General features: G+C 64.8%; 1 pseudogene. It reads left to right on the forward strand.

Annotation, left to right across the window (positions count from 1 at the left end):
* Positions 1-161, forward strand: a pseudogene (locus SB753_RS39440) (spermidine/putrescine ABC transporter substrate-binding protein); the annotation flags it as partial.
* Between the last annotated feature and the right edge of the window lie 92 nt (positions 162-253).

Here is a 253-nt window from a genome sequence, read left to right on the forward strand (position 1 = left end):
GGCTGCTGACGCAGCGCCAGGGTCTCGCCAACACGCTCACCGAGTCGCCCGAAAACACGGACAAGAGCCACATCCTCTGGATCGAACCCGTCGAGAACATCGAGAAACGCGAGGCGCTGTGGAGCCGCATCGTCTCGGGCGACCGCCCGGAGCGTTTCTGATGATGCGCCCCGGGCTCACCTTCAAGCTCTCAGTGCTGCTCGCGCTGATCGGCGTGCTCGCGTCCGGCACGACGGGTTATTACGCGTATCGC

Source organism: Paraburkholderia sp. SIMBA_053, from assembly GCF_046534895.1.
Taxonomy (GTDB): domain Bacteria; phylum Pseudomonadota; class Gammaproteobacteria; order Burkholderiales; family Burkholderiaceae; genus Paraburkholderia; species Paraburkholderia caledonica.